The sequence below is a fragment of the Bartonella sp. B39 genome (assembly GCF_053795145.1).
Genome location: NZ_CP200036.1, coordinates 273,137 through 299,624, shown reverse-complemented (window position 1 = coordinate 299,624; position 26,488 = coordinate 273,137). Strand labels below are relative to the sequence as shown.

General features: G+C 42.3%; 29 protein-coding genes and 1 pseudogene. 24 read left to right on the top strand and 6 right to left on the bottom strand.

All coding sequences use genetic code 11. From position 1 onward, the window contains the following. The first annotated feature begins 223 nt into the window (after nucleotides 1-223). The 7 genes from V4P57_RS01310 (at nucleotide 224) to V4P57_RS01280 (ending at nucleotide 3,811) form a co-directional block, all read left to right on the top strand. Complete coding sequence (locus tag V4P57_RS01310) at nucleotides 224-493, top strand: type II toxin-antitoxin system prevent-host-death family antitoxin (RefSeq protein WP_455466411.1); 270 nt, start codon at nucleotides 224-226, stop codon at nucleotides 491-493. Next, on the top strand, nucleotides 493-915 hold the full coding sequence (locus V4P57_RS01305; protein ID WP_455466410.1) for a PIN domain-containing protein: 423 nt from the start codon (nucleotides 493-495) through the stop codon (nucleotides 913-915). The genes V4P57_RS01310 and V4P57_RS01305 overlap by 1 nt, the downstream gene beginning before the upstream one ends. 140 nt (nucleotides 916-1,055) lie before the next feature. Then, nucleotides 1,056-1,262 (top strand): hypothetical protein, encoded by a 207-nt coding sequence (locus V4P57_RS01300; RefSeq protein ID WP_455466409.1) that lies wholly within the window; start codon nucleotides 1,056-1,058, stop codon nucleotides 1,260-1,262. A gap of 29 nt (nucleotides 1,263-1,291) precedes the next feature. Next, complete coding sequence (locus tag V4P57_RS01295) at nucleotides 1,292-1,906, top strand: Rha family transcriptional regulator (protein WP_455466408.1); 615 nt, start codon at nucleotides 1,292-1,294, stop codon at nucleotides 1,904-1,906. 69 nt (nucleotides 1,907-1,975) lie between these two features. Further along, nucleotides 1,976-2,770 (top strand): Rha family transcriptional regulator, encoded by a 795-nt coding sequence (locus tag V4P57_RS01290; RefSeq protein ID WP_455466407.1) that lies wholly within the window; start codon nucleotides 1,976-1,978, stop codon nucleotides 2,768-2,770. Between the two features lie 28 nt (nucleotides 2,771-2,798). Continuing rightward, nucleotides 2,799-3,539 (top strand): phage antirepressor KilAC domain-containing protein, encoded by a 741-nt coding sequence (locus tag V4P57_RS01285; RefSeq protein WP_455466406.1) that lies wholly within the window; start codon nucleotides 2,799-2,801, stop codon nucleotides 3,537-3,539. Next, entirely contained in the window at nucleotides 3,536-3,811 is a 276-nt protein-coding gene (locus V4P57_RS01280) for a hypothetical protein (protein WP_455466405.1), read from the top strand. Before V4P57_RS01285 ends, V4P57_RS01280 begins: the two co-directional genes overlap by 4 nt. A gap of 48 nt (nucleotides 3,812-3,859) precedes the next feature. On the opposite strand, the gene V4P57_RS01275 is transcribed toward V4P57_RS01280, so the two are convergent. Continuing rightward, the gene (locus V4P57_RS01275) at nucleotides 3,860-4,180 is read right to left on the bottom strand and encodes a BrnA antitoxin family protein (protein ID WP_455466404.1); all 321 of its coding nucleotides are present in this window, start codon (nucleotides 4,178-4,180) and stop codon (nucleotides 3,860-3,862) included. Next, nucleotides 4,158-4,427 (bottom strand): BrnT family toxin, encoded by a 270-nt coding sequence (locus V4P57_RS01270; protein ID WP_455466403.1) that lies wholly within the window; start codon nucleotides 4,425-4,427, stop codon nucleotides 4,158-4,160. The genes V4P57_RS01275 and V4P57_RS01270 overlap by 23 nt, the downstream gene beginning before the upstream one ends. Between V4P57_RS01270 and V4P57_RS01265 the strand changes: the two genes are divergently transcribed. The 10 genes from V4P57_RS01265 (at nucleotide 4,426) to V4P57_RS01220 (ending at nucleotide 16,966) form a co-directional block, all read left to right on the top strand. Beyond that, nucleotides 4,426-5,007: a hypothetical protein gene (locus V4P57_RS01265; protein ID WP_455466402.1), complete on the top strand. Its 582-nt coding sequence runs from the start codon at nucleotides 4,426-4,428 to the stop codon at nucleotides 5,005-5,007. The genes V4P57_RS01270 and V4P57_RS01265 overlap by 2 nt on opposite strands. After that, nucleotides 5,000-6,928, top strand: coding sequence for a phage terminase large subunit family protein (locus tag V4P57_RS01260; protein ID WP_455466401.1), 1,929 nt, complete (start codon nucleotides 5,000-5,002; stop codon nucleotides 6,926-6,928). Before V4P57_RS01265 ends, V4P57_RS01260 begins: the two co-directional genes overlap by 8 nt. A 3-nt stretch (nucleotides 6,929-6,931) precedes the next feature. Further along, nucleotides 6,932-7,180 (top strand): phage head-tail joining protein, encoded by a 249-nt coding sequence (locus tag V4P57_RS01255; protein ID WP_455466400.1) that lies wholly within the window; start codon nucleotides 6,932-6,934, stop codon nucleotides 7,178-7,180. After that, the gene (locus V4P57_RS01250) at nucleotides 7,180-8,724 is read left to right on the top strand and encodes a phage portal protein (RefSeq protein WP_455466399.1); all 1,545 of its coding nucleotides are present in this window, start codon (nucleotides 7,180-7,182) and stop codon (nucleotides 8,722-8,724) included. The genes V4P57_RS01255 and V4P57_RS01250 overlap by 1 nt, the downstream gene beginning before the upstream one ends. Then, entirely contained in the window at nucleotides 8,714-9,790 is a 1,077-nt protein-coding gene (locus V4P57_RS01245) for a S49 family peptidase (RefSeq protein WP_455466398.1), read from the top strand. Before V4P57_RS01250 ends, V4P57_RS01245 begins: the two co-directional genes overlap by 11 nt. Next, the gene (locus V4P57_RS01240) at nucleotides 9,787-10,053 is read left to right on the top strand and encodes a hypothetical protein (RefSeq protein ID WP_455466397.1); all 267 of its coding nucleotides are present in this window, start codon (nucleotides 9,787-9,789) and stop codon (nucleotides 10,051-10,053) included. The genes V4P57_RS01245 and V4P57_RS01240 overlap by 4 nt, the downstream gene beginning before the upstream one ends. Further along, nucleotides 10,050-10,418, top strand: a complete 369-nt coding sequence (locus V4P57_RS01235; protein WP_455466396.1) for a head decoration protein — start codon at nucleotides 10,050-10,052, stop codon at nucleotides 10,416-10,418. Before V4P57_RS01240 ends, V4P57_RS01235 begins: the two co-directional genes overlap by 4 nt. Before the next feature lie 12 nt (nucleotides 10,419-10,430). Beyond that, entirely contained in the window at nucleotides 10,431-11,507 is a 1,077-nt protein-coding gene (locus tag V4P57_RS01230) for a major capsid protein (RefSeq protein ID WP_455466395.1), read from the top strand. Between the two features lies 1 nt (nucleotide 11,508). Continuing rightward, nucleotides 11,509-11,877, top strand: a complete 369-nt coding sequence (locus V4P57_RS01225; protein ID WP_455466394.1) for a head-tail joining protein — start codon at nucleotides 11,509-11,511, stop codon at nucleotides 11,875-11,877. A 145-nt stretch (nucleotides 11,878-12,022) separates the two neighbouring features. Then, a complete protein-coding gene (locus V4P57_RS01220) occupies nucleotides 12,023-16,966 on the top strand; it encodes a DEAD/DEAH box helicase (protein ID WP_455466393.1) in 4,944 nt (1,647 codons plus the stop codon). A gap of 226 nt (nucleotides 16,967-17,192) precedes the next feature. Here the strand turns inward: V4P57_RS01220 and V4P57_RS01215 are convergent, their stop codons facing one another. The 4 genes and pseudogenes from V4P57_RS01215 to V4P57_RS01200 form a co-directional block, all read right to left on the bottom strand. Continuing rightward, a complete protein-coding gene (locus V4P57_RS01215) occupies nucleotides 17,193-17,489 on the bottom strand; it encodes a HigA family addiction module antitoxin (RefSeq protein WP_455466392.1) in 297 nt (98 codons plus the stop codon). A gap of 16 nt (nucleotides 17,490-17,505) precedes the next feature. Then, a pseudogene (locus V4P57_RS01210) lies at nucleotides 17,506-17,787 on the bottom strand (type II toxin-antitoxin system RelE/ParE family toxin). A gap of 33 nt (nucleotides 17,788-17,820) precedes the next feature. Further along, the gene (locus V4P57_RS01205; RefSeq protein WP_455466391.1) at nucleotides 17,821-18,093 is read right to left on the bottom strand and encodes a CopG family antitoxin; all 273 of its coding nucleotides are present in this window, start codon (nucleotides 18,091-18,093) and stop codon (nucleotides 17,821-17,823) included. Next, the gene (locus V4P57_RS01200; protein ID WP_455466390.1) at nucleotides 18,080-18,283 is read right to left on the bottom strand and encodes a BrnT family toxin; all 204 of its coding nucleotides are present in this window, start codon (nucleotides 18,281-18,283) and stop codon (nucleotides 18,080-18,082) included. Before V4P57_RS01200 ends, V4P57_RS01205 begins: the two co-directional genes overlap by 14 nt. A 170-nt stretch (nucleotides 18,284-18,453) precedes the next feature. Between V4P57_RS01200 and V4P57_RS01195 the strand changes: the two genes are divergently transcribed. Genes V4P57_RS01195 through V4P57_RS01165 form a run of 7 tightly spaced genes read left to right on the top strand, consistent with a single transcriptional unit; the run spans nucleotide 18,454 to nucleotide 26,445 of the window. After that, nucleotides 18,454-18,990: a hypothetical protein gene (locus V4P57_RS01195; RefSeq protein WP_455466389.1), complete on the top strand. Its 537-nt coding sequence runs from the start codon at nucleotides 18,454-18,456 to the stop codon at nucleotides 18,988-18,990. Then, a complete protein-coding gene (locus V4P57_RS01190) occupies nucleotides 18,983-19,672 on the top strand; it encodes a phage baseplate assembly protein V (RefSeq protein WP_455466388.1) in 690 nt (229 codons plus the stop codon). The genes V4P57_RS01195 and V4P57_RS01190 overlap by 8 nt, the downstream gene beginning before the upstream one ends. Continuing rightward, nucleotides 19,669-20,010 (top strand): GPW/gp25 family protein, encoded by a 342-nt coding sequence (locus V4P57_RS01185; RefSeq protein WP_455466387.1) that lies wholly within the window; start codon nucleotides 19,669-19,671, stop codon nucleotides 20,008-20,010. Before V4P57_RS01190 ends, V4P57_RS01185 begins: the two co-directional genes overlap by 4 nt. Next, nucleotides 20,007-20,834 carry a baseplate J/gp47 family protein gene (locus tag V4P57_RS01180; protein WP_455466386.1) on the top strand — a complete coding sequence of 276 codons (828 nt, stop codon included), beginning with the start codon at nucleotides 20,007-20,009 and terminating at the stop codon, nucleotides 20,832-20,834. The genes V4P57_RS01185 and V4P57_RS01180 overlap by 4 nt, the downstream gene beginning before the upstream one ends. Then, nucleotides 20,834-21,940: a phage tail protein gene (locus V4P57_RS01175; RefSeq protein ID WP_455466385.1), complete on the top strand. Its 1,107-nt coding sequence runs from the start codon at nucleotides 20,834-20,836 to the stop codon at nucleotides 21,938-21,940. The genes V4P57_RS01180 and V4P57_RS01175 overlap by 1 nt, the downstream gene beginning before the upstream one ends. Nucleotide 21,941: 1 nt before the next feature. Beyond that, nucleotides 21,942-25,085 carry a DUF4815 domain-containing protein gene (locus V4P57_RS01170; RefSeq protein ID WP_455466384.1) on the top strand — a complete coding sequence of 1,048 codons (3,144 nt, stop codon included), beginning with the start codon at nucleotides 21,942-21,944 and terminating at the stop codon, nucleotides 25,083-25,085. Between the two features lie 13 nt (nucleotides 25,086-25,098). Beyond that, entirely contained in the window at nucleotides 25,099-26,445 is a 1,347-nt protein-coding gene (locus V4P57_RS01165) for a Bgr_08870 family protein (protein WP_455466383.1), read from the top strand. Nucleotides 26,446-26,488 lie beyond the last annotated feature (43 nt).

The following is a 26,488-nucleotide window of genomic DNA, read 5'->3' as shown; positions in this document are numbered from 1 at the left end:
TTGCAGCAAATTTGGGAAAGATAGTTAATTTATAGTTTCCATCATATACCAGATCGACGATTAGTCTGATACCTTTTATTGAAAGGAATATAACATACTTTTCCATTTTTATGGTGGAGAGCGGCCGTATTTTATGAGGAATTATTTATATTGTTGAAAATTACTCTGGACGATGCTATCTCTTATGTAGTAACATAGCTACATAAGAGAATTGGAATTGATCATGCCTGTTATTATTACAAGCCGCGATTTTAACCACGAAATTAGCAAAGCAAAACGAGCTGCTTGTAAAGATACAGTCTTTATTACTGATCGAGGCAAGCCTACACATGTTTTAATGTCGATGGAAGCTTATAAGGAAATAACGGAACAAGGTGTCGGTGATATTCTGAAGCGTTTGGCGATGCCCACCCGTTCAGATATTGACCTTGCAGATATTGATTTAGAGACGGAGAGAGTGCCTCTCCTTGATGAGAAACGAGAAGTTTTTTAATGTTTCTCCTTGATACGAATGTTATTTCTGAATTGCGCAAAGTAAGTACTGGACGAGCCAACGAGAATGTTTGTCACTGGCTATCACAGATGCATAGTGCGCATCTTTATCTTTCTGTTATGACAATTTTTGAACTAGAGCATGGTATATTACGTGTAGAGCGAAAGGATAAAATACAAGGGAAATTGTTGCGTCAGTGGCTCGATGGGTATGTCTTACCGTTTTTTGCCAATAAGATTTTGCCTATTGATTTGCCTGTTGTTCGCCAATGTGCAAAGCTTCATGTTCCTGATCCAAAACCCGCAAGTGACATGCTCATTGCTGCTACAGCCTTAGTTCATGGTTTCACAGTAGTGACGCACAATGTAAAAGATTTTGCAAACACGGGTGTTGCTATTATTGATCCATGGCAGTTTCTTTGAAAACATCGATTAAGCCAATATTTTGCGAGTCATTAGAAGAAGAAAAGGGCTCATCTCGTAGCTAAGATTAATAAAATACCGAGCAGAAAGCAATTTTACTAGTTGACAATATAACAAAAGTTTGTCTATTCTCGAATCAGGTGCCTAAGAAACACCGTGATAGTAAGCGGGTTGGTTACGAAACAATCTATCTCCGCACATTAAAGACTTTGACTCGTCATGCGCTTGCTGCGTATAATGATTCTGTCGGGTGTAGTTACACTATACAATACCCTCACGGGGAAGGTGTAACGACGGACTTACTACCGTGTTTCTTAGCACCCGATACTCTTCTGGAGTGTCAATAAGAAACGTCTAAGTAGTAAGGAGTTCAATCATGAACACTTTTATAGAGAACGCAGAAAGTGCCAGAAATGGTGCAGTGGTTCGGACTATGTCTAGCCGCGAGATTGCCGAATTATGCGATAAGCAGCATGCACATGTTATGCGTGATATTCGGCAAATGTTAGGAGAACTATACCCTGAAAGGGGTCAATCCAAATTTGGATCGACCTATTTAGATAAGCAGAGAAAGCCTCAAAACTGCTATAACCTTCCCAAGCGTGAATGTTTAATCCTTGTATCAGGCTACAGCACTACATTGCGAGCCAAGATAGTTGACCGCTGGCAAGAATTGGAAAGACAAATCTCTGCTCCACAGATTGACTACTCCAGTCCTGAAGTAATGCTTGGTGTTTTAACGCATTTAAAAGATGAAAATGAACGTAAAGCAATTTTACTAATTGACAATATAATAAAAGTGTGTCTATTCTTGAATCAGGTGCTTGAAAAACACCTTACAAACTACAAGCGGATTGATTGCCGAAATAATCAATCTTCTGGACATTTAAAGACTTTGACTCATTGTATGCTTGTAGCATATAAATGGCTTGTCGGGTGTGGTTACACTATACAATACTCTTACGGGGAAAGTGTAACGACGGACTTGTAGCCGTGTTTTTCAGCGCCCGGCGCTCTTTTAGAGCGTCAATGAAAAACGTCTAACTACAAGGAGTTCATCATGAACACTCTTATAGAAATTAAAGAAAGCACTGCTAATAGTGCTACCACTCAGACTATGTCTAGTCGTGAGATTGCCGAATTATGTGGCAAACGGCATGACCACGTTATGCGTGACATCAAGAAAATACTTGAAGAATTGTATTTTGAAGGAGGTCTCCCCAAATTTGGGGGCACCTATTTAGATAAGCAGGGCAAGCTCCAAAACTGCTATTACCTTCCCAAGCGTGAATGTTTAATCCTTGTATCAGGTTACAGCACTACATTACGGGCAAAGATAGTTGATCGCTGGCAAGAATTGGAAAAACAAGTATCAGCACCACAGATTGACTACTCGAAACCCGAAGCATTACTTGGTGTCTTGAATCACTTACAAAATCAAATTGAGCAGAAAGATCATGTTATTGCAGAATTAACTCCCAAGGCAAAAGCACTTGAAGGTTTAACCCGCTCTGATGGTCTGTTTGGTCTGACAGAGGCAGCAAAATTTTTGGAAGTGCGGCCAAAAGATTTAATTGATTACTTGCGTGGGAATTATAATTTTTTGTTTGACAAAATTTCAGCAGTATGTCTACTATCGAATCAGGTGCCTAAGAAACACCTTAAACCAATAGCGGATAGATTGCCGACACAATCTCTCCTCCGCACATTAAAGGCTTTGACTCGTTATGCACTACAAGTGTACAATGACCTTGTCGGGTGTGGTTATACTATACAATACCCTTGCGGGGAAAGTGTAACGACGGACTATTGGCCGTGTTTCTTAGCACCCGGCACTCTTCTTGAGTGTCAATAAGAAACCTTTAGCCAATAGGATTTTATCCATGAATACTTTTATGAAAATTACAGAAAGTGCCCGCAATGGTGCAGCAGTTCAGACTATGTCTAGTCGTGAGATTGCGGAATTATGCGGCAAGCAACATAAACATGTCATGCGTGATATTAAGCAAATGCTTGAAGAGCTATTCAATAAAGATACTGAGCCCAAATTTGGGCTGAGTGAATTTACAGGATTATACAAGGATTCAACGGGTCGTATGCTTCCTTGTTACCACCTTCCAAAACGCGAATGTCTGATTCTTGTATCAGGCTATAGCACTACATTGCGAGCTAAGATAGTTGACCGCTGGCAAGAATTGGAAAAACAGATAGCTGCACCACAGATTGACTACTCGAAACCCGAAGCATTACTTGGTGTCTTGAATCACTTACAAAATCAAATTGAGCAGAAAGATCATGTTATTGCAGAATTAACTCCCAAGGCAAAAGCACTTGAAGGTTTAACCCGCTCTGATGGTCTGTTTGGTCTTACAGAAGCAGCCAAGGTACTGGAGGTACGACCAAAAGATCTAACGAATTATTTGCGTGGGAATGATTGGGTTTATCGTCGTGCTCCGGGATCTCCGTTACTGCCTTATCAGGATAAGATCAAGAAAGGCCTCATGGATTGCCCTACGATCACGATTCAAAAATCTGATGGAACAGAAAAGATCCTGCCTTCAACCAAGATTACCGCAAAAGGCTTGGCATGTTTAAGAGAACAAATCCACGGAGGTATACAATGAATACTGATATCGACTCTTTATGTGATCTGTGGTTGGTGTTATTTAAGCTTTGCAATCGTGGTAGTGTTGAAGATGAGGAGTGTACTGCTATAGTCAATACCATGAACGTAGTAGAAAAGGCTCTGGTTTCAAAGATCAAGAAAGATGCGCATATTGTTAAGCTTTTAGTGGTTCTCACAGACTTTGGAGATTCAGAGTTTCCTCGAGGTATGGATTCTTTTTTGAAAGCATATAATCCAAATTTAGAAAGCCTTGTTAAGAAAGTGGCTTAACCTTATCATGAAGCTTATATCTTCCCATCTTCATGGGTGGGAAGAAAGTTAAGATGTACATTTAAATTTATCACTTGCTTTTTTTAGTGTTTCACTCATACGTGTGCGCCAGTCTTTGCCTTGTTTCTTAAAAAAGGCAATGACCTCGGGATCAAGACGTATGGTTATGGCTTGTTTAGGAGATTCAATCGAAGGACGTCCACGCTTACGGCGCTCTTTTGCTATGTACTTGAAAAAAGAATCCGGTAAAACCTCTTTTGCAGGTTTTAAGCGTGCAAGCTCTTCATCTGTAAGTGGTGGTGAATTCACTTCTTCCCAGTCTTCTTTTGTGTAACCACATTCTTTTTTAAAGGTTTTTTTGATAGTCATTGAAAACCTCTCTTTCTTTTTTATTTGCATGACGGAAACTGATAATGGATATAGCTTCAGTGCCAAGTTTTGCAAAGACAACAATTGTTGTACCATCAGCAAAATATCCGATAGCTTTCATACGGTTTGAGTATGTTGCATCAATGAAAGTATGTTCCCAGTCAAAGTAAATAACATCTGCAAAATCAAGCTTATGTTTATCAATGTTCAAAGCTATTAAGTTATTCAGAACAGGCAAATATTTCATGAATAAGAAATCTCGTAAAGGTCTCTCGGTTCGTGCTTTTGCCAAAAAGATGGGTGTGTCTGCAAATGCGGTTGTTTCTCGGATAAAGACAGGCAAATTTGATGCAGCTCTTTTTGAAGATGGTTCTGTCAATGAAGCGCTTGCAACAGCCATCTGGAATGAGAATCCAACAAAACGTCCAGCTCCATTTTTAGCACCTGATGGCCAACATCGTACAAAGATCAAACAAGCCTCTACAGATGGTGCCAATGAATATAAAATTAAACTGGAGAGAATGCAAGTTGCACTCGAAAGCGAAAAGATTGCCCTTGAACGCTTACGTGAAACAACTGTTGATCGAGAAGAAGTAAAGAGAGCAGCTCGTGAGTTTGGTAGAGCGCACCGTGATGCGATGTTGAATTTTGCGCATCGTTTTGGTGCGAGTATTGCCGCACAGGTTGGCTGTGATGCCGCCAGCCTGATAGGTGCCATTGATTATTATATGAGAAAAGCTTTGCTTGAAGCTGTTCATATTCCAGTTCCTTTTCATGATCCTCATTCTCCAGAGTTAGAGAACTTGCAAGAAACGAATAATGGATGAAAATGCAGTCGAAGAATTTTTCGCCAATGCCAATGATGCAAGACAACCGGACCCACCATATACGGTTTCGCAATGGGCGGACAAGAATAGGTACCTTAGCACGGTAGCAAGTGCTGAGCCTGGGCTTTGGAGAACGAAGCGTACCCCCTATTTGCGCGAAATCATGGATAACCTTTCCTCTTACGTGCCTATTGAAACAACCATTGTCATGAAAGGTGCGCAGGTTGGCATGTCAGAGGCAGGATTGAATTTCTGCGGTTATGCCATTCATTATAGTCCGGGACCTGCCCTTTATGTGATGCCGACCGTTGAGACAGCCAAGAAGCTTTCAAAGACGCGGCTTGATCCCATGATTATGGCAAGTCCCGTTTTAAGTGAACGCATAGCCCCTGCCCGTGCGCGTGATAGCGGTAATACAATGTTTTCGAAAGAATTTGCTGGTGGTGCATTGATGCTTACAGGAGCCAACAGTGCTGCTGGATTGCGTTCCATGCCTATTCGTTATCTGATTTTGGATGAGGTCGATGCTTATCCTCTTAGTGTCGATAACGAAGGTGATCCAGTGATGATTGCGGAAAAGCGTACCTCAACCTTTGTGCAACGAAAGATTTTTAAATTGTCCACCCCTACCCACCGTGACACAAGCCGTATTGCCAAGGATTTTGTGCTAGGAGACCAGCGATATTACAATGTCCCTTGTGATGCATGTGGTGTTCTACAGCCCATTGTTTGGTCACAAATTAAGTGGCCAAAAGGCGCCCCCGAAAAAGCTGTATTTGTTTGTGCCCATTGTGGTCATGAACATGCCGAGCACAGAAAAACAGATCTCATGAGTGAGGAAAGAGGTGCGTGCTGGGTGCCTACGAGTGAATCAAGCAGACCGAATTTGCGTTCTTATCATATTTCGGCACTCTATTCACCTTGGCTTACATGGGGGGAATGTGCAAGAGAGTTTTTAAATGCCAAGGATGATCCAGCCCTTCTACAGCCTTTTGTCAATACAGTACTTGGAGAACCATGGGAAGATAAAACGGGTGAAGTTATTGATCCTGAGAGCCTCTATGCAAAACGCGAAGAGTATCCTTTAGCACCAGAACAAGCCGTCGTGTTGACAGCAGGCATTGATGTGCAAAATGACCGCTTGGAACTTGAAGTGGTGGGATGGGGACGCAGTGAAGAAAGCTGGCATATTGATTATCAGGTCATCCTTGGTGATCCCTCTTCTTTTGAAGTATGGGACCAGCTAGATGAATATCTTACAAGACGCTGGCCACACCCAGGTTACAAAGATGGTATCAGGATAACGGCTGCTTGTATTGATACCGGTGGTGGACACACACAGGCGGTTTATAATTATGTGCGCCCGCGTGAGGGACGACGTATCTGGGGGATTAAGGGACAAGCGGGATGGCGTGCAGTATGGCCGCGCCGTCCAAGTAAAAACAACAAAGGACAGATTAATCTCTATATTGTTGGGGTTGATGCAGCAAAAGATATTATCACAGCACGGTTTAAAAAATCCGGTCCTGAAGCATCGGGTGCTGGTGCAACGCATTTTCACAAAAACCTTGATCGGGAATATTTTGACCAACTGACCGCTGAAAGAAAAGTCATCAAATATTTTAAAGGCTTTAAGCGCATTGAATGGCAAAAAAGCGAAAAGGCAAGAAATGAAGCCTTGGACTGTAGGGTTTATGCTTATGCTGCTTTACAAGGTCTTATTTCAGCAGGGATAAATCTTAATCGAGAAGTCGATATCTTAGAAGAGCGTCTGGAAAGACTTAAAATTGAAGGCTCTTTAGAGCAGCCAACACCAAGACATGCCCCCTCTCCTGCTCCAAAAAGATCTCAGATAACACAACCTCAAAGGAAACAATCCAGAACGGTGATGAATCCTTATATGCAAGGGGATTGGAGGTAATTTGTGGATGAAACTTTAGGACAATTTAACAGCAAATTTGCGAGACTTGAAAACTTAAAAAGGCGGCGTGAGCAAATTGAAGAAGCTCTTTATTCGGGAGCGCAATCAGTCCGCCATGGCGATAAGCAAGTAAGCAATCGTTCTGTTGAGGAACTGCGCAGAGCGCTTGAGATGCTGAACACACAAATAGCGGACCTTGAAGGACGCAAGCGTTCACGCGTTTTCTATTTTAATATATCACGAGGCTATTAATGGCTGGCTTTATCAATAAACTCACGGGCTTTTTTACAATTTCTCGTCAACACAATCCCCATTTTGAAGCTGCAAGTAAAAGCCGTCGCATGAGTGGTTTTGACCCCGCAAAAAAACATATCAATAAAGCAATTGAAAAATGCGGCGATACCATTGTTGCCCGTTCAAGATGGCTTTATGACAATGAATCTCTTTATGGGTCTGCAACAGAAGAATGGGTCTCTGCAGCTGTCAGTGATGGGATTAAACCTTATCCTCGTATTGAAGGTTTTCAAGAAGAGAAGAAAAAGCTTTTAGACTTATGGTGGCAATGGGTTGATGAGGCGGACTATGATGAAGATGCCAATTTTTATGGACTTCAAGCAACCATTGCACGAGAAGTCTTTTTAACCGGAGAATGCTTTGTAAGATTACATTATGTTGATCTCTACGGGCGCTCTGGTGTGCCTCTTCAATTGCAAGTTTATCCCACCGAAATGTTGGACCTTTCCTACAATGGACCGGCTGAGATTGAAGGCAATTACATTCGTATGGGGATTGAATTTAATGCCAGTGGTAAGCGTGTTGCTTATCATTTCTGGGAACATCACCCCTATGATGATTGTTCTGCAAGCACAGTCTTTGAGAGTCAAGAGCGCGTGCGTGTCCCTGCTGAAATGGTCATTCATATCAAAGAGCGCCGTATTGCCGGACAATTGCGCGGTTCTCCCAAAATAACGCGCTCTATGACAAAGATCTTTCAACTCGAATCCTATGACGACGCAGAACTTGATCGAAAAAGGACGGCGGCTCTTTTCGCGGCGTTTGTCAAGGACAATTCACCAAACGTCGAAAAATTACCCGATAATCGTGATAAAAACAACGTTGAAGAAGAATACAAAGCACCTGTCATTGCGCCCGGTGCATCTATTTATTTAGGAGAGAATAAAGAGGTTACATTCTCAAATCCTGTTGAGGTTGGTGGCTCTTATGAGGCTTTTCAATTTCGCAATATCTTGAAAATTTGTGCAGCACTTAATATGCCTTATGCCGTTGTGACAGGGGATGTTACGCGGGGGAATTTTTCCAATGTGCGAACCTCCATCATTCAGTTTAGACGGCACGTCAAACAATGGCGTGAACATATCATTGCCTTTCAGTTTAACCGCATTGTTTGGGAGCGTTTTGTTGAAATGACAGTGCTTTCTGGATGTGTCAATTTGCCAGGGTGGGAAGAAAATCCCTTGCCATGGCTTCAATGTGAAAGCTTTGCGCCCCCGCTTGAAATGATTGATCCAAACAAGGATATTTCAGCAGAAAAAGAAGAAATCCGTGCAGGCTTGAAGACACGACGTATGGCACTTGCCGAACGCGGCTTTGATATCGACAGCATTCATGCCGAACTTGAGGAAGAGCACACAGATGCTCGCGCGCGCGGCTTATCTTTTGATACGGATATAACAGCGCCCTCTGGTGACAATCAAACAATTGATACCACAGATTCAGATCATTCTGAGACTTATGAAAGCAATCAAGGCAGCGAGGCACATGCAAATGGCGAATAATCTTGATATGCCGTTTTTGGCATCACGGCTTTTTGGGGTTCCACACATGCTTGCCGCCACAAAGCTTGATATTATTCTCAATGCCCTTGCGCCACGTCTTTTTGAAGGGGAAAAGTTTCCCATAGGAGCCTTTTCGGAAAGGAATGGGGCTACTTTAAGACCCCCTGAAACTTATGTGGTGCAAAACAATATTGCCATAATACCGGTTCATGGCACGCTTGTGCGCCGCAGTGCATGGCTTGGGGCTTTATCGGGATTAACTTCTTATGAAGGTTTGGGGGCTTCTTTTCGTGAAGCCATTGCACAGCCTGATGTTTGCGCTGTTTTACTTGATATTGACAGTGGTGGTGGAGAAGCCGGCGGCGTGTTTGATTTAGTTGAAGAGTTTCAAACACTCTCAAAACAATATGCCAAGCCTATTTGGGCACATGCCAATGAATTTGCCTGTTCTGCAGCTTATGCCATTGCTTGTTCTGCTTCTCAAATCTGGGTTGCACGCACCGGTGTTGTGGGCTCGATTGGGGTTGTTTGCGCCCATCTTGACCAATCCCGTGCGGATGAGAAACACGGGCATAAATGGACTTTTGTTTTTGAAGGCGATCACAAAGTTCATGGCAATCCTCACGAACCATTGAGCGATACGGCACAGATAAAAATGCAAGCCGATTGCGCCCTGCTCTACGAGATGTTTGTCGATTTGGTTGCAAAAAACAGACGCTTAAGTGCTGATGCAATTCGTGACACAAAAGCAGAAACTTTTATAGGCAGCCAAGCTCTCAAGCTTGGATTAGCAGATGCGCAAGGCACACTTGCGCAAGCTTTGGAAGCCTTAACGGATTCCATATCACAAACCCCAACATCAACAACAAAAGAAGGACAAAACACATGGCACGCACACAATACCGCGCCCAAGAAGAGGACGATGAAAAGATTGTCGACACCATCAATGACGAGGAAGAAGACGATAGTGACGTCGACAAAAACGCCGAAATCTTTGACGAAGAAGAAGAAAACGAAGATGAGGATGAAGACAATGAGGATAATGAAAACAAGCGCGAAGACATGAAAGCCGTGCTTGAAAAGGAAAGAAAACGCGCACGCGCACTGACAAATCTTGAAAAGCAAGCAAAGCGCTTAGGCGTTTCTTTTGATGCCGCAAAAGCAATTAAGGACGGCATGAATGTTGAGAAGGCACGCCAATGTGTTTTGGCGGCTGCTAGCTCTCAAAGCGCATCTTTAAAACTATCGCCTTATGCTCCCCATAGTGATGGGGCGAGCAAGGCAAAGATTCATGCAAAATGGGAAGCAGCTTGGAGGGCAGTGAAATGACAAATATTATTTATGACGACGTACGCAATGGCGCTTATCTTGGACCCTACAACCCTGACATGTCAAACGAAGAAGTGGTGTTTGCATCAGGAGCAATTGTTGAGGCTGGCACTGTTATGGGAAAGGTGACAGCAACGGGAAAATACGTTCCCCTTAATCCAGCAGCCTCAGATGGCAGTAAAGTGCCGGCGGGTATTTCTTTTGCGACTGTTGATGTGACAGAGGCAGATCAACGCGCGGTGATTACAGCACGCTTATGCACTGTAAAAGCTTCTGAACTGCTATGGCCAGATGCCATCACGGATGAGCAAAAGAAAGCAGCCATTCAGTCTTTAGAAGACAACAACAAGATAATGTTGCGATAGGAGAATGCACCCATGGATATGAACTTTTTTAAACATGATGCTTTCTCAAGCATCACCATGATGAAAGCCATCGAAAACTATGAGTTTCAACCTGGTCTCATTAGTTCTCTTGATCTTTTTGAGGAAGTGGAAACAAGCACCACAGTGGTTGGTATTGAGAGACGTGACAATACATTGTCATTGATTCAGACAAGTGAACGTGGTGCCCCCTTGGTTGAAGGAGACAGAGATGGTCGTAATCTTCGATTTTTCAAAACAACACGGATTGCCAAAAGTGACACGGTGAAAGCAGAAGAAATCCAAAATCGTCGAGAATTTGGAACAGAGGATCAACTTGAGAGTGCGATGAAATATATCGCTAAAAAACAAAAAAAGCTTATTTCTGAAATTGAATTGACATGGGAAAATATGCAGCTTGGGGCTATTCAAGGTGTTGTTCTCGATGCTGATGGATCAGTGATTGTTGATTGGTATAAGGAATGGGAGATTATACCACCAAAGCCACTTGATTTTAAATTGAACAAAGATGAGACAAATGTTGCTGACCACGTTGATCAAGTCATTATGAAAATGATTGAGGCTTCAAAGGGTGCGTTTACGGATCGTTCACGAATTGTTGGTCTTTGCGGAAATGAATTCTTTTCCAAATTAAAAAACCACAAAACTATTCGTGAAACCTATTTAAATACAGCCTTGGCACAGACATTGAATAGTGCAGGGGGTGTTGCAACACCAAATGCTATTGGATCGGGCAGCTTTGGCAGTTTTGATTTTGCTGGGGTAACTTTTATTAATTACCGAAGCATTCACAATTACAACGTTAGCGCTAAAGCTGGGACAAAACGTGCAATAGGGATTAAGCCTGATGAATGTCAGTTCTTTCCCGTTGATGCACCTGGTGTGTTCCAGAAAACCTTTGCTCCAGGGGAAAGTCTAGACTTTGTTAATACGGTTGGGAAGCCTCTTTACACTATGTTGATAGTTGATCACGATCGTAACGCATGGGTCAAGCCTGAAGTGTACAGCTATCCTCTTTATATTTGCACACGTCCTGAAATGCTCTTTAAAGCCGTTATAGGGGAAAAATAAGATGTTATGGCATGGGCTGTTGGATAAAATGGTTGAAAATGTGCGCGACACTTTCGGGCAGCCCATCATTTATACACGAAAGGAAACAGGGCAATCTTTCCGTATTACAGCGATTTATGGCATCAAGCATTCAGAATCGGAAGCTGGTGGCAGAATCCCCACAACAATCCCAAGAAAAGAACTTAATGTTTATATCAATGACATTGGCGGATTGCCACCAAAGCTCGAGGATAGTGTCATTGTTATGTCTTCTAAAAACACTGGAAATGCCCTTCAAGAGCATTTCATTGTGGCAGATGTGAAAGCTTCAGAATCCGGAATGTATAAGCTGATTTTGCGGGAGACGTCTTCGCCTAGCAAGCAGTTTTGATTATTTTTCTTAGAATCATATTTCATTGTACATAATCAGTAGATTAAGCTGTTTTTAAGTCTTCTAGGCAAAACAATAAGCATTGAAGAATTTGTCTAGATACAGTAGTTGAAGGCATAATTAATGAGGATGATTGAGAGGAAACATGACGACGCTACAATCGCTTTTACAGACATATCGTGATGAAGCGCTCACCGAACGGGACAAAGGTACATATTTTGAGCGTTTTGCTCTTGCTTATCTGACCCATGATCCTCTGCAGTTTGATCAGTATGAAAAGGTTCAAACTTTTAAAGATTGGGCTCACGAACATGGTTGGGATGGTCGTGATATTGGTATCGATCTTGTTGCCAAGATTCGTAATGAAGAGGGTTTTGCAGCAATTCAATGTAAATTTTATAATGCAGCGTATCGGATTAGAAAAGAAGACATTGATAGTTTCATTGCAGCATCAGGTAAGGATCCGTTCAAGCGGCGTGTTATTATAGATAGCACTGAAAAAGCTTGGAGTGAAAACGCTGAGACAATGATAAGAGGACAGGATATTCCTGTTATACGAATTAATCTTTCCGATATGCAAGAAAGTCCGATCCGTTGGGAAACTTTTGCAGCCAAAGGCAAAGTTGTGTTGGCGGATAAAAAGAAACTCCTTCCACATCAGAAGGATGCATTATGTTGCGTGCGTGCTGGACTTGCTGAAGCAGATCGTGGCAAGCTCATTATGGCCTGTGGTACAGGTAAGACATTTACCAGTCTCAAGATTGCTGAGGACTTAGCTGGTGAAGGGAAGTTTGTCTTGTTTCTTGTGCCATCTTTGGCTTTGATGTCACAGACGGTACGTGAATGGACAGCGGATACAGAAATCGGATTACGATCCTTTGCTGTGTGTTCAGATACACAGGTTGGAAAGCGTCGTAAAAATATTCATGATATTGCCGAAATTGATGTGTTTGATCTTGCTTTTCCGGCGACAACCGATGCTGCTAAACTTGCAGAATGTGCGAGAGATGGCATCGCAGATAAAATGACAGTTGTGTTTGCAACCTATCAATCCATTCAGGTTATTGCGGATGCTCAGAAACAGCATGGTTTTCCGACATTTGATCTTATCATTTGTGATGAGGCTCATCGTACAACAGGTGCAACGCTGGTTGGAGAGGATGAATCCAATTTTGTTAAAGTGCATTCTAATGACGTTATTCGTGCCAAGAAGCGCCTTTATATGACAGCAACACCACGCATTTTTGGTGATAATGCAAAAAGTCGTGCGAATGAAGTTGATGCAGTTCTTACCTCGATGGATGATGAAAAGCTCTTTGGTAAAACACTTTTTTATCGTGGTTTTTCATGGGCAGTACAAAATAATCTTTTAACAGATTATAAGGTTATTGTCTTAGCAGTGGATGAAAAATTAGTCAGTTCAGCTGTTCAGAAACGTCTTAGTGACGGTGAGTCTGAACTTGTTCTTGATGATGCAACGAAGATTATTGGTTGTTATAAGGCGCTCACCAAACAAGACATAAGGTCTGATGTTGGTGCTGATCCACATCCTATGCATCGTGCTTTGGCATTTTGTAAAGACATTCGAAGTTCCAAATTAATTCGTGATGAATTTTCTGCAGTTGTTAAAGAATATCTTGATTATACTAAAAAGGATATTGAAAAGGAGTACTCTCTGAAGTGTGACGCCAAGCATGTTGATGGCACTTTCAATGCGAAGGAGCGTGGTGCATTGCTCGATTGGCTGAAAGCGGATAGTGGTGATGATGTTTGTCGTATTTTGACCAATGCCCGTTGTTTGTCTGAGGGAGTGGATGTTCCGGCTCTTGATGCAATCATATTTTTAAATCCACGCAAGAGTCAGATTGATGTTGTTCAATCTGTTGGGCGGGTAATGCGTCGCTCTGAAGGCAAAAAGATGGGATATGTCATTTTGCCGATTGGCATTCCTTCTGGTATTTCGGTAGAACAGGCTTTAAACAATAACGAGAAGTATCGAGTTGTTTGGCAAATTTTGAATGCTTTGCGTGCGCATGATGATCGTTTTGATGCTACGATTAATAAGGCATCCTTAGGGCAAGATGTGAGCAATGTGATTGAGATTATTGGTGTCACTCAAAGTTCCGAATTACAGGCTGTTACTGCTGTTGTAGAGGATCTTCCTATTCGATCACAATCTGCACAATCGGGAATTGGAACACCGGAGTATGATTTCACGATCACAGAAAATGTACAAGGGGAACTTTCTTTTTCTGTCGATGAACTTTCTCGTGCAATCATGGCAAAGATCGTCAAAAAATGCGGTACGCGTGATTATTGGGAAGATTGGGCGAGTAATATTGCTGAGATTGCTCAGAATCATATCATGCGCTTAACAGGCATTTTAGCTGAACCAGATACTGAAGTGCGTCAAGCATTTGACAAATTTGTAGCAGAACTGCGTGGTGATTTAAACGATACTGTCACAGAGACTGATGCGATTGAGATGTTGGCACAGCATATCATTACGCGCCCTGTATTTCAGGTGTTATTTGAAGGATATCAGTTTACGCGTGAGAATCCTGTATCGCGTGCTATGCAGCGTATGCTCGATGTTCTTGATGAGGCGAACCTTGATAAGGAATCTAAAGATCTTAAAAATTTTTATGCAAGTGTAAAATTACGAGCAAGTGGAATTACGGATCCAAAAGCCAAGCAGAACTTGATTATAGAGCTTTATAATAAGTTTTTCCGTTGCGCTTTTCCACGCACGGTAGAAAAATTAGGGATTGTTTATACTCCCGTTGAGATTATAGATTTTATTATTCACTCAGTGAATGAGGTGTTACAAAATGAATTTAAGCAAACGCTTGGTTCATCTGGTGTTCACATCATGGATCCTTTCACGGGAACGGGGACTTTTATCACGCGGCTTTTACAGTCAGGTTTGATAAAACCAGAAGAGATGAAACACAAATTTTGTCATGAGATTCATGCCAATGAAATCGTGCTTTTAGCCTATTATATTGCCGCTATTAATATTGAAACGACGTATCATGGCCTTATGGGGGGTGATTATATCCCGTTTGAGGGAATTTGTCTGACCGATACTTTTCAGCTTTATGAGCAGGGAAAAGACCTGATTAGTGATTTGATGATGGATAATAGTACACGTCGTTCGCGCCAGAAGGAACTGGATATTCGTGTTATTGTTGGCAATCCTCCTTATTCTACTGGACAAAAAAGCGAAAACGACAATGCAAAGAATATCAGCTATGCAAAATTGGATCGTCGTATTCGTGAGACTTATGCTGCTCAATCTAAAGCAAGTCTTATGCAAGCGATTTATGACAGTTACATTCGTGCAATTCGATGGGCAAGTGATCGAATAAAAGATTGTGGTGTTGTTGGTTTCGTTACAAATGCAGGTTTTATCAATGGATATTCTATGGATGGTTTGCGAAAAGAATTAAGTAAAGAATTTTCGAGCATTTATGTTCTTAATTTGAGAGGAGATATTCGCAAAAATATGTTGAGCAAAGGGCGTGCTCAAGAGGGGCAAAATGTTTTTGGAAGTGGAAGTATGGCAGGTGTTGCTGTGACATTGTTTATTAAAAATCCAAATGTCACTGAGCGGTGTAAAATTTACTATCATAACATTGGTGATAATCTCGCAACAAAAGAGAAATTATCTGAACTTCAACGTTTTGGCAGTGTTGACGGTATTAAACGCGAACATGGCTGGCAGATAATTAAGCCAGATGAGCATGGTGATTGGTTGGCTCAACGCAACAGTGACTTTGAAAAATTTCTATCCTTAGGTGATAAGAAGGGTGGCGATAAGAAGCTTTTTGAAACTTTTTCTGGCGGTCTAAAAACTAATCGTGATTCTTGGGCATATAATTTCAGCCGTGAAGCTTTAGCGAAGAATATGAGCAATATGATCGCCTTCTATAATAGTGAAGTAGCGCGTTTTAATGTTGCGCATTTACATTCTGACCGTAAAGCGCGTGCAAATGCTGTAAACAATTTTGTCAATACAGATGCTAAAAAGATTAGCTGGAGTTCTCATATTAAACAAGAAGTAGTAAAAGGAAGGGTTTTTAAATTTGAAAGCGGTTGCTTAGTTCAAAGTCTTTATCGTCCTTTTACACGGCAGTGGCTCTATTATAATCGTACTTTTAACGAAAGAGTTTTACAAATACCACGGATATTTCCTCTAGAGGAAGTGGTTGAAAATAGGGTAATACAAGTCACAGGTATAGGAGCAAACAGTGGATTTTCTGTTCTTATGACTAAAAATTTACCTAATTTTCATACAATGGATACTAGTCAATGTTTTCCGCGGTATATTTATGAAAATGTTGAGTCCTTAGATGATAAAGAAGAGAAACAAATTCATTTATTTGCAAATTTTGCAGGGCAAACTAAGAGAGATGGCCTGCAGCGGCGTGATGCAATTACTGATGAAGGGCTGGCATATTTTAAAGCGGCTTATCCTGGTGAGATGATTACAAAGGATGATTTGTTTTATTATGTTTATGGGGTGTTGCATTCTGAGGATTATCGTGTGCGTTATGCGCATAATCTATACAAACAATTGCCGCGTATTCCAACAGTTAAAAGGGTAGAAGATTTTTGGGCTTTTGTTACAGCGGGTCGAAAGCTTGGTGATTTGCATATGAATTATGAAGAGGTTGAGCCATATCCCGTTACATATAAACAAGGTGATCCAAGCACTTGGATTATTTCTGATGAGGTAAGTTTTTATCGTGTCGAAGCGATGAAATTTGCTGGCAAACGAGATGCACTTGATAAAAGTACAGTGATTTATAATGCAAACATCACTATGCAAAATATTCCTATAGAGGCTTATGATTATGTGGTGAATGGCAGACCTGCTCTCGAATGGGTTATGGAACGGCAGATTATCAAGACCGACAAAGCAAGCGGTCTTGTCAATGATGCTAATCGCTATGCTATTGAAACAGTTGGTAATCCATCCTATCCCTTAGAATTGTTTCAACGGGTTATCACTGTAAGTTTAGAAACAATAAAAATTGTTCGCAATCTTCCAAAATTGGAAGTTAGAGAAACTGAAAATATTTAAAGAGTTATTTTTGAGATGCAACGAGTGAGCGTCCACGTTTATGGAGTTATTCTGACACATGTTTAAAAAAGGAAGCAGATAAAACTTTTTTTGTTTTCTTAAGGCGTATAAATTTTTCATTTGTCTTGAAAATGCGTATCTGTTTTAATTTAGAAGTTTTCATAAAGACCAATCTCTTTGTGGTATATTCTATTTTTTCTTCATCCTAAAAAATAAGAAAGGAGAATTAAAGCATACATTTAAATTTATTGATTTTGGCAAATTCTTCTGCTTTTTCTGATTGCAAAACATTGACGTCGTAAGCAGCTTGCATGTTAAGCCAGAATTCAGCTGTTGTATCAAAAAAATAGGCTAATCTTAGTGCTGTATCAGGGGTTATTGGACTATTTTCTGCAACAATACGTTCTATCCGAGTCCGTGGAACATTTAACGCTTTTGCAAGGGCATAAGCAGAAAGGGCATATTCTTTTAAATATTCCTTTCGTAAAATTTCTCCGGGATGAATAGCTATATAATTTTTCATCTCGCTCTCCTATAGATCAATGATAATCTACGATTTCAACTTCATAAGCGTTATTAGAACGCCATCCAAAACAAATACGAAACTGATCATTAATACGGATAGAATATTGTCCTTGTCGACTACCTTTCGATGCTTAGAGATGATTGCCAGGAGGGCTACGTAAATCTCTGAGATCAACCGCTTTATCAAGCATAAATAATTTCCTTTGGGCTATCCGCACTAGATTCGTGGGAAAGCCTTTTGGCGGGTTGTCTTCCAAAAGATCTTTACACCGCTTATCAGCAAAGGATTCAATCACCAAATCACCTTTATCCGTTTTATAGAGACAAAGCTAGTTCCGATGACTTTTTTGTAAATCTTGTTCGATGAGATATCGGATGTAGCGTGTGTAAGGAACAGCTTGACTTTTAGCTTTTTCCTTTAAAGCTTTCATAAGTGCCTGAGGCAATCGAACGTTAACAGATGTTTCTTTTGGTAGAAATTCGAAATGAACAGGCTTAAAGTTGGTTAAATCATAATTAGTAAGATCAGCAGTATCAATAAAATTTTCTGCTTCTTCATCCGTCTTGAAAACGGGTATTTTCTTTAATTTAGTTGTTTTCATAAAAATTGACCTCCTTTTGGTGCATATAACGTGCACTAATAGGGCACACAAATAATTCGTTATTCATTTTTCTTAAGGTAAAAACCAAAAAAATGTACCGTTCGTTATAGCTTTTTCCAATAGCTCTAAACCGCTCCTCTTTATCACTTGGATCGTTTTCCATGAAGAGATTACCGGAACTAGTAAACAAATACTCGATTTCTTTTTTGGAGACACCGTGCTTAGCGCATTTAGGTCAATTTCCTTTATCCCAGTTTATGCCATGAATTTTGATGTTTAATGTCATAACGTATGTATATTAAAATGTATCCACAAATACAACAAAATAAATAAAAATCCCATTATTAAACAGGAGCGTTTATGCAGCCGAGAGAGACGATCAGGGAAAGCTTTGTTGCGTTGATAAAGGCAGCAAAGACTGCTGCTGGTGAGCATGTTTTCAATATGCGTGATTTCAACTTTTCCCCTGAGAACACGCCGGCCATTAATATCTCCACACAAAGTGAAACAATTGAAGATGGACATGATTTTGGAGCAAGGCGGCGTGTTTTAACAGTGGACGTTGAGTGCTACGACACACGAGAAAACGGTGCACATTTTGTTGACCAACTAGCATGGGAAGTTGAGGAGATTTTCTATGCTAATCCCAATCTTAACAACACAGTTGAAACATGCCGCCTGCAAAATATTGCGATGGCCTTTGGTGATAACGGTGTTGTAGCGCTCCATGGTGCAATTTTAACCTTTGAGGTCATTTATGTGACGAATATTCCCAACATGGATGAAGGAGAAGGCAGTGTAACAGCACAGTTCATTGAACCTTTCCTAGGTTTTGAACCAGAAACAGGTGTGAGAAACAAAGACAAATACCATAAAATCAAGGATAGTCATGCTTGAGCGGCGCGATAAAGAAATCACCGATTTAAAAAGACGCGTAGCCAATATGGTTGTGGTGGGTAAGATTAGCCATGTCGACCATAAAAACGCCCGCTATCGGGTAAAAAGTGGCAACCTTATCAGTGACTGGATTGCAGACACCCAAGCCCGTGCTGGTAAAACGCGTTCCTACGAGGGACGCGATGTTGGAGAGCAAGTTGTTGTTGTGTCTTCATCAGGAGATTTATCGCAAGGGGTGATTGTTGGCTCTATTCATACCGATACTAACCAAGCAGCCGATAAGGGGAGCATTCACCGAACCATTTATCCCGATGGTACCAGCCTTGAATATGATGATGAACAAAACACTTATGGAATTCATATCAAATCAGGAGGAAAGTTTATCCTGACAATCTCTGATGGCGTGTCACTCAAAGGGGATGGTGGTAAGCTAGAGCTTAGCGCACCGGATGGTATAAAAATCACCTCAGAACGTGACCTGAGTTTAAAGGCAAAGGGCAACATTTCTGTAAAAGCAGATGGAAACATTTCACTCAATTCGCAAGATGGTGTTTCTCTTCATTCAAGCAATGAGGTTTCCATCAATTCAAGTGGCTTAAAGCATAACGGCACCAATGTAGGAGCAACCCATGTTCACGGGGGTGTTTCCCCTGGTGGCTCCATGACAGGAGTTCCCAATTGAACACAGGAATGGACCGCACAACAGGAAAACCATTGGTTGGCATCGATCATTTGCGGCAGTCGATTATTGATATTTTGTCAACACGGATTGGCACGCGGGTGATGCGTCGTGATTATGGTTCACGGGTTCCTGAATTGATTGACGCACCGATTAATGATGCTTTTGCGGTTACGCTTTATGCCGCCATTGCTGAGGCTTTAGACCAATGGGAACCACGTTTTAAGCTCAAAAAGATTGATTTTAAAGTGGTTGAGGCTGGACAAGTTTCTCTGTCCTTTGAAGGCATTTATTTGCCATCAGGCAAGCCCATCACCATGGAAGGATTATTGATAAAATGAATGGAGTGCTTGCAAAACCTGAAATTATCACAGAACTTTCTTTTGAGGAAATACGTGCCGCGGCTCTTGCCCATTTAAAAGAGCTTTTGCCTGAATATACGTTTCTCGAAAGTGATCCAGCCGTAAAAGTCATTGAGGCTTTTAGTTATCGAGAATTGCTTTTAAGGCAGCGTATTAATGAAGCAGCACGCAACAATATTCTTGATTTTGCCACCGGCTCTTCTCTTGACGCTTTAGGAAATTGGCATGGTGTTCAACGCATGGAGGATGAAAGTGATGAAAGATACCGTGAACGCATTCAACTTCATGCCCGTGGTGGCAAGGGTAGCGGGACAGAGCCCTATTACAAGCTTATAGCCTTAACTGCAGATAGTCGTGTCAAGGATGCCATTATCTATCGTAAAAGTAAAGACCCAACCATCTATGTAGCGGTTTTTGGCAACAATGAAGAAGGAACGGCGTCTGAAGACCTTATACAAATAGTTTCAGAGGCTCTTCACAGAAAAAATATCATCATGACCAATGATACAATCATTGTTCACGCTGCTGTTAAAAAAGTATTGGACTTAGAAGCAGATGTTTGGCTGCTACCGGAAACATCTTTGAAAATTCTCACGCAAATGGAAGCAAATTTAAGAACCGCATGGAGACAAGAACAAGCCATTGGTCGTGAATTAAGCCTCTCATGGTGGATTTCAAAACTGATGATTGCTGGTGTTCAGAAAGTGATTGCCATTGCACCAACAAGGGACAGTACGGTTTGTGATGAAGAAGTTTTATCGATTGGTAAAATCACCTTAAACTTTAGAGGGCGTGCCCGCTAATGGTTGGCTCTCTACTCCCCACACATGCCACAGAATTTGAGAAACGCCTTGCCGATGCTTGTGATTTTCATCAAGATGTTGATGGATCTATTTTGGAGATTTCACGTGCTAAACTGATTACGCGCCCTCCCCGCTTTTTACCATGGCTGATTGAAGAATACGGACTTGGAGAGCTTACACCTTATGTCCAAAACCTCTATGATTTGATTGATCGGGGTCTTTCCTGGCAGCGCTTGCGCGGTTCCCTTGCGGCAATAGAGTTGGGGCTTGAATGGCTTGGGATTACAGCACGCTTTACACCCGCATGGACGGGGCGCGCATGGTGGAACGCGTTTCAGCTTGAGTTTGACCGCCTTCCTGAACGAACGCTCCTTGAAGCCATTGAAGCAATCGTGAGACTTTCCAAAAGTTTGCGCTCTGATTTTCGCCGTGGTGTCAGTGGTTATGATGTGCAAGCCCTGGAAGGTAATATGTCGAGGCTTGATAACAGTATGCTGGAGTATGAGAGCGGTGTGCGTATAACAGCTGGTGGCACTTTGTTTTCCTTTGGACGCACGACAGAGATTAACCATATTCTCGAAGAAGAAGAAGGCAAACTTATTGGCAATTGGATGGATGATGGGGATGAAGAATTAAGCTGGAACCTTATTGATTATCCATGGGACATGGCAAATTTTCCGTGGTGTTCGGTCAAAAAGCATGAACGCGATATACTCATGGCAGAGTGGTTTAGCAACCGCACGCTTTATCTCGGGTTAAGAGACACTCAAAATGCGGTGATTGGTTATCGCAGATGCTATGCTGTACAGCCTGTCGAACAGGCTTTGGACGGCGTTTATAACCATTCAGGAAACAGATTTAAACCCTCTAAAACAGGCACAATGTTGTTTCTTGCTGCCCGTACAGATTTTAAGGATGTTGAGGACAAACAAGCCGCCTCTGTTTCCCTTCTCATTCATGGTTCCCTAGAAGAGCAGACACCCCCTGGCAAGCTTTGGTTAAAGCTTGATGAACTGAGTGGTGGTGTGGAAATATTCAAGACGCCCATCAACATTCCTTTGCGCGCCGATGTTCGTGAACAATTCAAGATTTTATTGAGGTTTTAACATGAAGCATGAAAGTGGTTTACCCTTTGCAATTGACCGATCTCGCGGCAAAGAGGAGCAACAAAGTGTTGTGTTTTATGGAGAACGCTCCTTTCTTCAAAGTGGGGAACTAAATGAAGTTCAAACCATCATAAGGGGACGGCATAACCGCTTGGGGCGTCTTGTGGCCAAAGAAGGTGACCGTGTTGAACGGGCTGATGCTTTTGTGAACAAAGAGAGCCAAACGGTCACTTTAACCGATGGCAAGATTTATATCGCAGGGGATATCTTTCCCGTTGCACCCGCTGTACTCAACAATGTTTCCATGATTGGGCGCATGGAAATTGGTGTTAAACTGCAAAAACAATGGATAACCCATGAGGATGATCCAGAATTGTTGGGGCAAGTTCCAGGCACCTTGGCTGAAGGTGAAGCAGGAGCAGCGCGTGAAGTCGCAAAGCTTGTTTGGGCACTAAAAGATGATCCACAGCAAGGCACTTTCTTTCCGGTTTATATTTTGCAAGATGGCGTTCTGATTGATCAAAAATCACCCTCGCTGCTTGAACCGGCCATGCAAGCCATTGCCACTTACGACCGTGCCCATGGGCATTATATTGTAAGCGGTTGCCGTGTGACAGCTTTGGGCAAAGAGGAACAAAATCAACGGTTCAGCATTCAAGAAGGGGAAGCCAATATCAACGGCTTTAAGCGCAAACGCTTAGCAGCTTTGAGATATGAAGAACTCGAGGACTTTTCAACAAGCGCGGTTCCCAGTGAAACACATCTCTTTTCGACAAAAGCAGGGGAAACAAGCTTTACCTTTCAAACTTATTACGCCCCCATTGCACATATTCATTCTGTTTTGCTGACAAAGGAAAAAACCGTCACGCTAACGCGCGGTGCGATTGTCTCAGGACGTGATGGCGTTCCCGATAAAAGTATCACCTCTTTTGTCAAAATTGTTCAAGGGAATAAAGAATTTAAAGAAGGCACGGACTTTAAAAAGACCGGCGATACGATTGATTGGGCTCCCGTGGGGGATGAACCGCGCCCGGGCAGCACCTATAAGGTGACTTACCGCTATCGTGCACAGGTGAGTGCTGATAAAGTGACAGCACAGGAAATTACCGTATCGGGTGGTGCTGAGGGCGGTGACATCATTGTCAGTTACACTTACAAATTGCCGCGTATTGATCGCATAGGGTTGAATGCGCAAGGCAAAGTTGTCTATATCAAAGGCATCTCAGCGGATCAGCCCATGGCACCAAGTGTCCCTGAGGATGTGTTATCCCTTGCAACCATTAGCAATAATTGGCTTGAAACGCCGCTTGTTGTCAATGATGGCACTAGGGTTGCCCCCTATGATGAGATGTGGCGCTATTTTCAACGGGTACTTTCCCTTGACCGGTTGATGCAGTTAGAGCGCATTAAAAGCAATGTTGACTCTAAAGAACCTGTCGCTAAAAAAGGTATGTTTGCTGACCCTTTTCTGGATGACTCTTACAGAGATGAAGGGTTTACGCAGACAGGTGCTGTGGGCAACGGCATTTTGCAGCTTGCCATTGATCCAACATTTTACACTGCATCTCTGAAAGAGCCTGTCACGCTTGACTGGACAAACGAAGTGATTATCGCCCAAGAGTTGACAACAGCTTGCGAAAAAATCAACCCTTACCAAAATTTTGCACCACTTCCCGGTACGGTTACACTTACCCCCGCGACAGATTTTTGGCATGAACAGCGCACCCATTGGCTTTCAAGCGTGACCAATCAACTGAATATGGGCTGGAATCGTGGCAGCACTATCCGGACAAGGGAAACAAAAGATGAATTGGTCAATGCCCATCAGGAACAAATTGATTTTTTAAGGAAAATAGAGCTTGTCTTTAAAATTGAAGGCTTTGCCAAAGGTGAAATCTTAGAGAGCCTTACCTTTGATGGCGTCAATGTCTTGCCAAAGAACCGCCTCGTTGCCAATGCTAACGGTAGCATTGAAGGCAGGTTTAAAATTCCTGAAAACATTCTTTCTGGCACAAAAAGCGTTGTGGCTGTTGGTAAAGGTGGAACGACTGCTACGGGTCTTTTTACCGGTCAAGGTGTGATTGATGTGAAAGTGATGCGACGCATAACAACGGTGCGGATATGGACACAATTTGATCCACAAGCGCAAGTGTTTACTCCCGATGAAACACGGCAAATAACCGGCATTGACTTTCATCTTTGTAAAATTGGCAATCGAAACCATGATTTGGTGATTGATTTGGTCACCACTCAAAACGGTTATCCGACAGCTGATATTCAAGCACAAACGTCTTATTCCATGAAAGAAGCTGAACCAGGATGGGCACATGCACGCTATGATGTTCCCTTGACGGTACCAAATGACCGCTTAACGGCCTTTGTCATGAAAACCGATGATGGTGAGCATGCTGTCTCTTTGGCAAAACTTGGAGGCTTTGATGAAGAAAAGCAAAGATATGTCTCAAGCCATCCTTATGTGACGGGGCCGCGTTTTTCTTCTGTTAATGCGCAAAGCTGGACAGCCCATCAAGATGAGGCCTTGACATTCCGGGTGCTGGCTGCGCGCTACACACAAACAGAAAAAACCATTGATCTTGGCAGTTTTGACCTTGTTGAGTGCTCTGATTTGCAAGTTCGTGCGGCCATTGAATTGCCTTCAAGCGATTGTTCTGTCATCTTTGAAATTGAAAGAAGCAACGGCACAATTTATCAACTCCTACCCTTTCAATTGTTGAGCCTTACCGAATATATCAGTGAAAAGGTTCAGCTTCGTGCCATTCTCAAGGGCACTGAAAAACTCTCACCGGTTTTATTTGCTCCTGTTCAGTTGATTGCGGGAAAAATTCATAAAACGGCAACCTATATTACCCGTGCTTTTGTCTTTGGCGAAAAGGCGCGATTGACCAGCTATATCAAAACATTTTTGCCGGGCGGTTCATCTTTTAGCATGGAGATGCAAGTAGATGATGGTGCTTTTGTCCCTCTCACATTAGAGGATACAGAACAATTGTCCGAGCCCCTTTGGGTGGAGAGAAAATTCATCAGTGGTGACAAAACAGCCAAACAGGCGCGCTTAAAACTCACACTCACGGGTGATCCATCAGCACGATCCATGGTGCGTGATTTTGGTGCCGGCATATTGTGAGGGGAGAAAAGAGATGGACAAAACAAAAAAATTGCAGATGGAACTGCCCAAAGAAGGCCGCTTTATCAGTTCTGAATTTCCAATTTTGCGGGAAAATTTAAGCAAAATTGATCAAGCCATAATGGACGTTGAGGAAAAGATAGATGAAAAGGCACCTTCAAAGCATACGCACACCATAGATGATGTCGCAGACCTTGAAGCGGCTCTTAAGGCCAAGATGGCAGCGGACAAAACTTTTACTTTTGCTGATTTAAGCGATGTCGAGGGTGCTAGTGATGCGGCCAACAATTATGTTCTCTACAAATCAAGCAACAAGAACTTTACCTTTGGCAGTGCTGTTTCCTTGTTGGGAGCACACCAACACAAAAGCGAAGATATTGTGGGATTGGATGAATTTAGAGCCAAGATTAATCAAGATATGACAGCTTATGGCCGCTTAGCACGGCCAAATGAATGGCGAAGTTACAACAAATTTACCAGCAAAGTCACCATGAGTGGTGGGTTAGAGCTTTTGGATAACACCTCACTGAATCTCACCCATAATAATGAAGTCATCACAAGTTTAAACGCAACAGGAAGCGCGTTGAAAGGACCACTCAAAGTCGATGGTGATCTTGTTTATACAAAAGCGCAAGTGGATGCGGCCATCTTGGCAGGAATAAAGATTCTTAAAAAAGATTTGATTGAGAATATTATAAATTGGCCGGCACTTGCTGATGCTGAATTACTCTATACGCAAGATGGAAAAATTGAGTGGCCCGATTGGGTAACAGATAAAACCAAGGTAGAAATTCAAGTATGGGGTGGTGGCGGTAGTGGTGGTGGATCTGATACTCCATATTTGGGTGGTGGAGGTGGTGGAGGCGGTTGTTCCGTGTGGTACGGCTATAAAGCCAGTTTAAATGGGCATGAGGATATAGTAATTGGGAAAGGAGGTATTAGTAAAGCAGGTCGAGGTTATTCAGGTGAATCTGGAGAAAAAACAATCGTTGGAAAGAATTTTATTACCGCTACAGGAGGGCGCCACGGCTATGGTGCTTCTTCATCTTATTCAGGCTCTGGCGGTTCTGGCGGAGATGGCGGAAACTTTGGCTTAGCGACGGACGATAAGCCCGGTTTTGCAAATGGTGGGAGTGGCAATCCTGGAATGAATGGCATCACTGGAAAAACAAGCGGGAGTGGCGGCGATGCTGGAGGCGATACATCAAGGGGTGGCGCTGGAGGAATAGGGCAAGGTTCCTATAGTTCAGGAAAAGCAGGGCGTGGTTTTGGCGGCGGCGGTGCTGGCTCGCATGCTGATTCTTCGCCAAGCGGTGCTGGAGCTGATGGTGCTGTCCTTATAAGATTATGGAAAGATTAAGCAGATGCACGGCTGACCAAAGAGAAGTCACAGGATATATGCA